Below are 9,973 nucleotides of genomic sequence, written 5' to 3' on the forward strand. Positions count from 1 at the left end.
GATCTAGTCTAGGAGTTTTTTTATCTCCTAGACTTTTAGTTTGAGGACTTTAGCTTACAACTTTCATTTATATAGTTTTTACCCAATACAAATGATTTCTTCGTCCTTTGACGCGATTTTTTCCTGAAGGTGATGAGCAAAACCGATCGACAAATTCTTGAGGCAGTTTCTTTATCAGCAACACTGGTATATCGGATTTGTTTAACACACTATGCGCCAAACTGCCATATACTAAACCTCTCAAACTACTTGGCCCTCGCGTACCTATAATAATTAATTCAAATTCCTTTTTAGTCGCAAAATAGATAATCGCTTCTACTGTATCGGGAATATTTGAATTAGCAAAGATAACCTGTTGATTGACGTTTTGTCCTGCCTCAAAAAATATCTCGTGAATTTTGGCGATTATTTTAGAATACTGACTTCTATGCTTAAATTCTACTTTGTCCAATAAGCTTTCTTCCCAGTCTAAGATAAGATCAGTCGACCAAATTTCCCTCAGATTGGAATTCTCTAGTTTAAAGCCTTTGATATTTTCCTGAGCATGTACGATGGTTAAATGCATGTTAGGTATTCTATTAAATAGGTTGGCAGTATAAACAGCTGCAGATAAAGAATGCTCAGAACCATCAAAATAAAGAAGCACCTTTAATGGGTTACCATTCATACTATAATTATCACCTCACCATAGTTTATGGGTAATCTATCCTCAGGCAGAATCACGTTTGGAATGTACCATCGGCTGAACATATTGTGAATCGACCTTTTGGACCTGTTTGAAACGAATTATATAACGAATGATCATTAATACTCCAGCTATTGCACCACCGAACAATGTAACTGAAGCTAACAAGTCAAGAATCCCGGCTACTCCTTGAGAAAGGTTAGCCATTTGAAGGTCCACTAAATATTTTGGAATGGCAAAGGCTCTACTTAATGCTGACATACCAATTACTACGGCCATTACTAGTTTGATTTGCAATTCAGAAACCATCTTAGTTGCGTTAGCCCCAATATGGAGACCCAACAGTGAACCAAGGTATAGCAGCAAAACCAAACGAATATCCACAAAACCATTCATGGCATACTGAAAGGAACCAGAGGCACCGGAGAAAATTGCTAAGAATAATTCTGTACCAGCAGCTACCATCGTAGGAATACCCAGGATATATATCATGGCGGGAACTCCAATAAATCCTCCCACGCCAACAGTTCCTGCCAGCCACCCAGTTGCCACGCCAATAAGAGCAACAAACCACAAGGATACACGTACATTTGCAACTTTAAAATAGATCATAGGCGGGAGGTTAACTTTCGAAAGTTTAGCCGCAAAACCCGAAGGTTCACCCGATCCACTCTTGGCGCTCGGTTTGGAAATATCCTTTAAGATAAAAATCGAAAGTCCGGATAACAGCACCACAAATACCACACTAATATATAGGTTTGAACCTTCCTTACCCATGCTGGCAAATATTAACTCATTCAGAATAACTGCCAGCCTAACACCCAGTAAAAGGAAGGCTACCATAAAGATTCCTAACTTAACATCTACATTTCCCATCTTAGAGTGCTTCCTTGCTCCGACCATTGCCTTACCAAATTTGTGAGCAAGGTTTGAGCTCACTGCTGCGATGCCGGGAACTCCGAGGGCCATCATGCCCGGAGTCATAACAAAAGCCCCCCCACTACCCAGAAAGCCACTTAATGCACCCCCCAAAAATCCAAGTCCTACCATAGATAAACCCACTTTCGGGGTGATATCTATAAACCTCATAACTTCTCCAACTAAACTTACCGCTTCGCCTGCCATCGATAAAAGCCCCCTTTCTAATGATTGCTATCTAAGCCGAGGATACTTAAAACATGAGATACCGCTGTCCCGTACAAAAAAGCCATACAAATTACTGTGCCTAAAAGGCTAAGAGCAGGAATCATTCCTTTACTCAGGTAGAATTGGTTTAGTTGATCGATATTAAGGAAAATTACAAAGTAAGCACAAAAGGATAGACCCAAGAAAATAATAGTTTCTAAAAAGCTCGATTTGGATCCTTTACTCATATCCAATCTCTCCTTTAATTTGTTAGCTGAAAAAGGTATTTAAAAGAGATATCTCCCCTCCTTAATTTGTGATATAATTCTCTATATAGCAAATACTGTGCCAAGGCGAATAAGCTGCTATTTCAAGCATTTATAATGACCATTAAAAAAAGTAGTGTAGCAAATGCTATACTTTACTGCTATAAATCCAAGCAAGATATCTTTATTTAGTTAATCTATTATCTTATTCTCTAGATTTTTAGCTGTTTTCTCACGAATAATGCGGTATGTATCTTTTGCTACAGCCATATGTATTATATAATTCAATTCATAGATCCCCCTGATAGTTGGAGGTAGAGTGAATTTGAGTATCCATAAAAATTTACTATCGTCTTCCAAGGAAAAAAGTCTAAAGAATCAATTAGTTATTATTTTTGCAGTCATTATGCTTGTACCATTATTAGCATTAATGTACGATATTTTTTTCGCTTCACAGACGGATCAAGTTATCTTTTTTGATAAAGAGCAGAGACTGGCAGCCCTTGTTAAAAGCACCAATCAGGAACTCTCCAAGAATCTAGAATTTTTGGAGATTGAACCAGATGTCTCATCGCTCCTTCTGCACAGCGAATTTACTCGGGTTGTCGAGCCCTATATACCATCAAATTCGGGGATTCGTTTCGGTTTATATGTTCCTCAAACAGAGAAAATCACTGTACTAGGGTTCCTCCATAACTATCGTAATCTCTCGCAAGAAGAAGAAACCCAGAGGGAGAGAGAGATATTCGCTAATACTAAGTCCGGCCTGGTAGCTGCCGAAATGGGTAATGAACCCCTCTTTCGAATATCTGGTTCTTTTGATGACCAAGTAGTTGAGTACATTGCACCTGTTGTACTAAAAGGGAAAGTGGTTGCCGTAATGTGGGCCGGAGAACGACTTAACCCCTTCTTTTATCAAAGCAGTTTCTATCGAAAGTTACTTCGTTATTTCACCCTGGGCGTACTCGCATTGGTTATGTTTGCTACTCTTAGGACGATTCGAAATATCACCACCGGCGTGGACCGCTTGAAGCGAGGCTTACATCGCATGGAATATGATATCCACCACCTATTGCCGGAAATGACGGGTGAGCTGGGTCAAGTTGCCCAAGCCGTTAACCGAATGGCCAAAAGCCTATCTGAAAAGGAGCGCTTAGAAGATCAACTGAGGCAATCTGAACATCTAATTGCACTAGGTCGTTTGGCTACAGGAGTAGCACACGAACTGCGTAACCCGATTGGGATTATTAAAACCTTAGTCGAACTTATGAAGCAGGAATACTCTCAAATGAGTGGTATCGAGGAATATACGAAGGCCATAGATGAGCAGGTGGACAGACAGGATATGGTGATTCAAGAGTTGCTTGACTTCGGCCGTCCTACCAAAGTATCAATTAAAGAGTGTTCAATCAATGATCTAATTATGGGAGTCCTATCATTTTCAGCTGCGATGTTGCGAAAACAAAAGGTAAACGTTCAACTGCACCTGGACAATTCACTTCCTAGAATCCTAGCCGATACCGAAAAGCTTAAGCAGGTATTTGTAAATATTATTGTGAACGCTGCTGAAGCAATGCCAACCGGCGGCGATTTAAATATTGTCACCAAGCAAACTGAGGAAATGGCTGTCATCAGTTTATCTGATACCGGAGAAGGCATCTCTGAAGATGAAATGATAAAAATATTTGACCCCTTCTACACAACCAAAGAAGCTGGCACCGGTCTTGGATTATCAATTTCTTATCAAAGTATTAAATTGCATGGCGGAATGATCGAAGTAAATAGTGTTTCTAATAAAGGCACTACCTTTATAATTGAACTTCCTGTGGCACCACAATCTTCTTAGGAGATGATACTCTTGATACCACGAATACTGGTAATTGACGATGAAGAGAGAATGTGTTGGGCCTTAGAGAGGGCTTTAAGTCATGAAGGATATCAAGTAGTCACTTCAACGAGAGGTCTGCAAGGTATTGAAATGGCTCTCGAAACTGAACCCTCGACGGTGATAGTGGATTTAAAGATGCCTGATATCGATGGCATTGAAGTGTTAAAAAGGCTAAAAAGTATCAATCCCAAGATTCCTGTCATTATGATCACCGCTCACGGCACTATTGAAACTGCAATCGAAGCCATGAAAATTGGAGCGACGGATTATATTACTAAACCCTTTAAACTTGATGAATTAAAAGTGCAAGTGAAGCAAGCTCTTCATTTATCCAATTTGGAAAATGAAGTAAATTTTTTGCGTCAGGAGTTAGGCAAAAAATACGGAAAAATGATTGGTCAAAGCGATGCTATTAAAGAGGTTATCCTTCTAATTCAGCAGGTTGCCAAAACAAATGCGACAGTTTTAATAACAGGGGAAAGTGGAACAGGCAAAGAAGTTGCTGCTGTTGAAATACATAAGTCCAGTAACCGTGCTAATATGCCCTTTGTAGCGGTGAACTGTGCCGCGCTGCCCGAACAACTGTTGGAAAGCGAACTATTTGGCCACGAAAAGGGGGCCTTTACCGGTGCAACCAATAGAAAAAAGGGTCGTTTTGAAATGGCTGATAAAGGCACTATTCTATTAGATGAAATCGGTGATATGCCAATAAGTATGCAGGTAAAGTTACTGCGTGTTTTGCAGGAAAGATGTTTTGAAAGAGTCGGGGGAACTGAAACCATCCAGATTGACGTACGGGTCATTGCCACCACTAATTCTGAACTTTCCGCCTCTATTTCTAAGGGAACCTTTAGAGAAGATCTATATTATCGACTGAATGTTATGCAAATCAAAATGCCTCCCCTAAGATTACGGAAAGATGATATTCCTCTGCTGGTCAATCATTTCCTAGGGAAATTTGATCCTTCCCATACTAAAAAAATCTCCCCTGATGCTATGAAGATTTTAACGCGTTACGATTGGCCAGGTAACATAAGAGAGCTGCAAAACGCCATTGAAAGACCGCTGATTGTTTGCCAAAACAATGAAATTCTACCCGTTCACCTGCCCAGCGAATTATTAAATAACCTCAAAGAAACTTCTGAGCCGATTATAAATCTTCCTGAGGCTGGTTTCTCTTTAGAAGAGTTAGAGAAACGTCTTTTCATTAAAGCATTAGAAAAGAATAATTATAACCAGACAAAGACTGCTAAATATCTAGGTATTTCTCGTCCAACACTTCTCTATCGCATGAATAAACATGGCCTAAAATTCTAGTATAAAAACAGAGGAACAGGCAGGTTGTTTCAAAACAACCTGCCTGTTCCTTTTCCGCAAGAACAGAGTGATGCAACCATCCAACATTCTCCACCCTGTTAATCTGATCTTGAATCGCTTTGCTAGTTTTGACATCTTACTTTTATAAAGATGCCTCAATACAGTATAATAAGGGTAATCTGTATTGAGGGAGGACGCACATGACAAGGGACAAAAGAAGTCTGGCTGAAAATGTTGCCGACAATATCCTTGCAATGATTACCATAGATAAAAAGTACGCCCTGGGAGATAAGCTCCCTAACGAAAACGAACTTTCTGAGGAATTACAAGTCAGCCGGACTACATTACGCGAAGCAATTCGTATTTTAGTCGCTTATAATGTTTTAGAAATTCAACGTGGAAAAGGGACTTATATCAAGAATAACCGTGAGTTAAACGAAGTGCTTGGCTTGAAAGAGCTTTCAACCTTTCAACTTAATATGAAGGATTTATATGAAATGCGTTTGATCTTTGAACCTCAATCAGCCTATTATGCTGCAAAACGGGCAACGGATAAGGAGCTAGAGCGTATTCTGTACTATGGTAAACTTGAGGAAGAACTAATACTAAAAAAGGAAGATAGAACTGAGGTTGAACAAGCATTTCATAAATCTATCGCCAAGGCTACACATAATGAATTTATGAATCGCTTGATGCCAATATTGTATCAAGCCATTGACAAGGGAGTTCTTTTATCTGACACAAATGAAGAAATGGTCCAGAATACTTTGAATGATCACCGAATGATTATGGAGTTTCTATCAAAACGAGATGCCGAAGGGGCCAAAACTGCTATGAAGCTGCATATCATCCACGCCATGAGAGGCTTTGGAATTATAGATGAATAAAGTACAAGCGACAAATCCTAGAATGTCTCGACCTATCAAAAATGTATATTTAGTTTAAAACCATGTCTTGATCGACTTCAGTTTAATCCCTGCATAATACAGCGACTTTTTATCATTATGAACGATGCGTATTTTTTTGATCCACTAGAATTTCAACACAATGAATAAGCTCTTTTGCAACATATTCCGCTTCATCCACGGACAACTTCGAGTAAAGAGGCAGTGTTATTTCATTCACATACTGCGCATGTGCATTTGGATAATCTTCAAGTCTATAACCGAGGTTCCTATATAGCGTAAACATTGGTAACGGCATAAAATGAACATTTGTTGCAATGTTTTTTTCACCCAACAGTTGTATTACACGATCCCTTTGTTCTTCACTAAAATCCTTCAATCTTAAAGTATATAAATGATAGTTTGTCTCTAATTCACCGTTTTTTTCAAATGGTAGAATCGCCCATTCCTTGGCACCTAGTATTTGGCTATATATTTCATGGAGTTCTGCTCTTTTTCTCAACATTTCTTCATATCGTCGAAGTTGAACACGCCCTATTACTGCCATGATATCGGTCATATTACATTTGAATCCATCAGTTAAAATGTCGTATTTCCATGCTCCTGCTTGCGTTTTTGATAGGGCATCCTTATTTTGTCCATGTAAGGAAGTATACTTAAACTCTTTATACAAATCATCTTTCCCACAAAAACTATTGTCATTATAAGTAATTGCTCCGCCTTCTGCCGTTGTAAAATTCTTCACTGCATGAAAGGAAAAAACATGGAAATCCATTTGACCTCCAACCTTCTGCCCCCTATATAACGCTCCAAAGGAATGTGCGGAATCGGAAATCAAAGTAATATCTTCACGTTTTTTTATGTGTAAGACTTTTCTTATAGCATCGTAGTTAACAGGCACACCTGCTATGTCAACCGTCATAATAGCTTTTGTCTTCGGCGTAATGGCCTCATAAATATTTTCTTCGTCAATTAGAAAACTATCTTTCTTAACATCTACAAACGTTGGCTTTACACCTCGATGAACCAGTACATTTGAAGTTGCAGTATAGGTGTAAGGCGTTGTTATTACCTCATCTTCTCCACCTATATCTAAAACCTTTAAAATCAGTTCCATACCTGCTGTAGCGCTATTTAAGGCAACGGCGCACTGGGTACCACAATAATCAGCTAATTCTTGCTCAAATAAAACAGTATTTGGTCCTGTTGTAATCCATCCAGACTTGAGAACTTCTGAAACAGCAGCAATTTCTTCCTCGCTTATATCAGGTGGTGAAAAAGGTATTTTATACATATTAAACTCCTCTTGTTGAAACTTTAAGTAGTTTTTAATAGGCAGTTAGCCAGAAAAACTACCGTTGATATTTCAACTACTTGCTGAAATTTAATTCTCTTTTGCAATTAAGACCTTAACACCTAACCGTTTGATTCTCTCAATTTCCTCATCTGGTGATTCCCAGTCAGTAATAAGAATATCCAAATCCTTCAAATCAATGGTCTTTGAAAAGAATTCTGTTCCTACCTTGTCAAAATTAGCGAGGCATACCGTTCGACGTGAAACTTCAGCTACAGTTCTTTGAAAAATAGCTCCTTCGGGAGTTGAACTACTCAGTCCATGTATTGCAGAAATTCCTCCACCAGTTAAGAAAGCCGTATCTAATCGTAAAGTTCTCACAAATTCAGTAGCCAAAGGATCGACGATTCCTTCTTCACCTTTGACCTTTCCACATACTATATATGTTTCGATATTACTGTGATTTTGGAGTTTTCCAGCAATAATGTGTGAATTCGTTATTACAGTATAATTGCGATCAACTGGGAGATATTTCAACAAAACATAGTGGATACTGGCCCCACCGATAAATATAGTGTCACCATGCTCTATAAAAGATATAGCAAGCTTAGCTACTGCGTTTTGGTGTTCTGTTCCCTCACCATACCTAATACAATCATCCATTGGAAATCTTCTAACCTTGGATAAAGGAACTGCCCCTCCATGTGTTCTCTTCAAAAGACGGTTCTCTTCCATTGATGTGAGGTCTCTGCGGATGGTATCAACGGAAAGCTGAAATTCTTCCGCAAGCTCTTTTGCAAATACCCTTCCGAGAGACTTCAACTTTAAAAGGATTAGCTCTTGACGTTCTTCAGCAAACATATGACAACTCCTCTAACTGATTATATCACGCAATATGCTGTTTTCACAGTTATAAATGCAGGTTTATGCTATAGTATGCAGTTTTATCATATAACTATTACAAAGGCCCTCCAGCTGTTATATCGATATCAATCATTGTCGTAAACTCTCCTTCATCTAAAGGGATATCCCCTTGCCCTTCGATTTACCACCTTTCATAGGTGGCGTAGGGTTTAACCGTCTTCATATTCGTCGTAGGAACATGCGGCCACTCTTTGGGCCTTTCGACCATATATTCAGCTAGCCGGCTCGCGTCTTTACTGCATTTTTCTTTTACCGCCAGATCCAGTCTGGCCAGTTGACCGAGGGCTTCCAATAGTTCCTGGAAGGTATCGGCGATGGTTTGGCAGCAAGCGGTGCATCTTTCTTCATATTTCGTAGTAAAGGTTTGGGAGGTTGCAGTTTTTGGCCCGCTTATGGGTTTTTCCTTTTTTTTGACGGTTAGATACTCTATTTTGATATCCCCAGGATTGGGCATAGGGGTAACTTGAGCCTGCTCTTTCTCCGAAGCGGTTGGGTTCCGTTCTTTGAGAGCCTGATCCAGTTCCCGGGTGGTCATATCTCATCTTCCGGAATCCCCAGCAAGAGAATGGCCTGGTAGTATGTCAAATTCGTCGGCGCAGACGAATTTGAGCTGCTGCCGTCATCGCTGGCAGCAAACAGTTTATCTCCATATTCTTCAAAGAGCTGCACCAGCCTGTTGGCTGTACGCTGGGAATAGCTCACCGATTCCACCAGCAATTTTCCCCATTCTCCATGGGAGAGCAGGGCCTTGGCCTCCTTCAGGCGCTTACCGATCTCCATGGCATTGGTAAGCATGATTTTGCAAGTTTGTTGTTTGATCCTATTAATCTCAGCCGCGATAACTAGTGGCGTACGTTCAGTGATAGGTTCCTTCATTTTGACACCCGCCCTTTTAATAGCTTTAATGACAGCATACGTAGACGGGCTTCGGATGGTGAAGGCTTGGGTATCTACTCCGGCGTAACCTCAGCAACAATCAAACTGCCAGCCAAGTCCGGTTTTAACAGTCTCCAAGCCTTATGCTGAGGAGTAAAATCGCACTTGCTGGCAGTGTTGACGAAAAGCAGTACTTTTCCCATATATTGAGGCATTGCAACCTCGTTTCCCTCATTTCTCAAACAAAAAAACACTTCGTGGCGAAGGACGAGCCTTTCGCCACATTGCGACTCGTGACGCAAACTCCTGCAATGTGGGTCCGAACGGGTGGAACCCCGACTCTCCAAATTCGTCGGTACCGACGAATTTAAGACGCCCCAGATAAGGTGGCAAGGATGACACATTAAGAAAGACTATCTCTGAATGAGATAGTCTTTCGCTTGTTACCTGGCGATACGAAAGGCGGATGAGCCTTTCGCCACACGGCGACTCATAACGCACTCTCCTGCAGTGTGGATTCTTAACTTCCGTGTTCGATTCGAAAAGCGGATGAGCTTTTCGCCACACTGCGACTCATAACGCATTCTCCTGCAGTGTGGATCGAGCGGGTGGAACCCCGCACACAAGTATCTTTAATTTACAGTATGACTAAACACAGAAAGAACTACCTCGTTAGAGATAGTTCTTTCGTTT

General features: G+C 40.3%; 9 protein-coding genes and 1 pseudogene. 3 read left to right on the forward strand and 7 right to left on the reverse strand.

All coding sequences use genetic code 11. The features are described 5' to 3' along the window. Positions 1–67: 67 nt before the first annotated feature. From LJE72_RS25355 to LJE72_RS25365, 3 genes are read right to left on the reverse strand one after another with little or no spacing between them, the layout of a single operon-like run. The gene (locus LJE72_RS25355; protein ID WP_229250909.1) at positions 68–667 is read right to left on the reverse strand and encodes a universal stress protein; all 600 of its coding nucleotides are present in this window, start codon (positions 665–667) and stop codon (positions 68–70) included. Positions 668–709: 42 nt separating this feature from the next. Then, the gene (locus tag LJE72_RS25360) at positions 710–1,810 is read right to left on the reverse strand and encodes a sulfite exporter TauE/SafE family protein (RefSeq protein WP_229250911.1); all 1,101 of its coding nucleotides are present in this window, start codon (positions 1,808–1,810) and stop codon (positions 710–712) included. 17 nt (positions 1,811–1,827) lie between these two features. Then, complete coding sequence (locus LJE72_RS25365; protein WP_229250913.1) at positions 1,828–2,058, reverse strand: hypothetical protein; 231 nt, start codon at positions 2,056–2,058, stop codon at positions 1,828–1,830. Between the two features lie 343 nt (positions 2,059–2,401). Here LJE72_RS25365 and LJE72_RS25370 point away from each other — a divergent pair, with 343 nt between their 5' ends. The 3 genes from LJE72_RS25370 (at position 2,402) to LJE72_RS25380 (ending at position 6,168) form a co-directional block, all read left to right on the forward strand. After that, on the forward strand, positions 2,402–3,922 hold the full coding sequence (locus LJE72_RS25370) for an ATP-binding protein (protein ID WP_229250914.1): 1,521 nt from the start codon (positions 2,402–2,404) through the stop codon (positions 3,920–3,922). Positions 3,923–3,934: 12 nt separating this feature from the next. Then, complete coding sequence (locus LJE72_RS25375; RefSeq protein WP_229250915.1) at positions 3,935–5,281, forward strand: sigma-54-dependent transcriptional regulator; 1,347 nt, start codon at positions 3,935–3,937, stop codon at positions 5,279–5,281. Positions 5,282–5,481: 200 nt separating this feature from the next. Then, a complete protein-coding gene (locus LJE72_RS25380; RefSeq protein WP_229250917.1) occupies positions 5,482–6,168 on the forward strand; it encodes a FadR/GntR family transcriptional regulator in 687 nt (228 codons plus the stop codon). A 115-nt stretch (positions 6,169–6,283) separates the two neighbouring features. On the opposite strand, the gene LJE72_RS25385 is transcribed toward LJE72_RS25380, so the two are convergent. The 4 genes and pseudogenes from LJE72_RS25385 to LJE72_RS26900 all read right to left on the reverse strand — a co-directional run bounded on the left by LJE72_RS25385 (position 6,284) and on the right by LJE72_RS26900 (position 9,684). Then, positions 6,284–7,480: a DegT/DnrJ/EryC1/StrS family aminotransferase gene (locus LJE72_RS25385; protein WP_229250919.1), complete on the reverse strand. Its 1,197-nt coding sequence runs from the start codon at positions 7,478–7,480 to the stop codon at positions 6,284–6,286. A 90-nt stretch (positions 7,481–7,570) separates the two neighbouring features. Further along, the gene (locus tag LJE72_RS25390) at positions 7,571–8,341 is read right to left on the reverse strand and encodes a DeoR/GlpR family DNA-binding transcription regulator (RefSeq protein WP_229250921.1); all 771 of its coding nucleotides are present in this window, start codon (positions 8,339–8,341) and stop codon (positions 7,571–7,573) included. Positions 8,342–8,525: 184 nt separating this feature from the next. Then, positions 8,526–9,280, reverse strand: a pseudogene (locus LJE72_RS25395) (DUF3102 domain-containing protein). 74 nt (positions 9,281–9,354) lie between these two features. Next, a complete protein-coding gene (locus tag LJE72_RS26900; RefSeq protein WP_396391938.1) occupies positions 9,355–9,684 on the reverse strand; it encodes a hypothetical protein in 330 nt (109 codons plus the stop codon). Positions 9,685–9,973 lie beyond the last annotated feature (289 nt).

Source organism: Desulfosporosinus shakirovi, from assembly GCF_020595055.1.
GTDB classification, from domain to species: Bacteria; Bacillota; Desulfitobacteriia; order Desulfitobacteriales; family Desulfitobacteriaceae; genus Desulfosporosinus; species Desulfosporosinus shakirovi.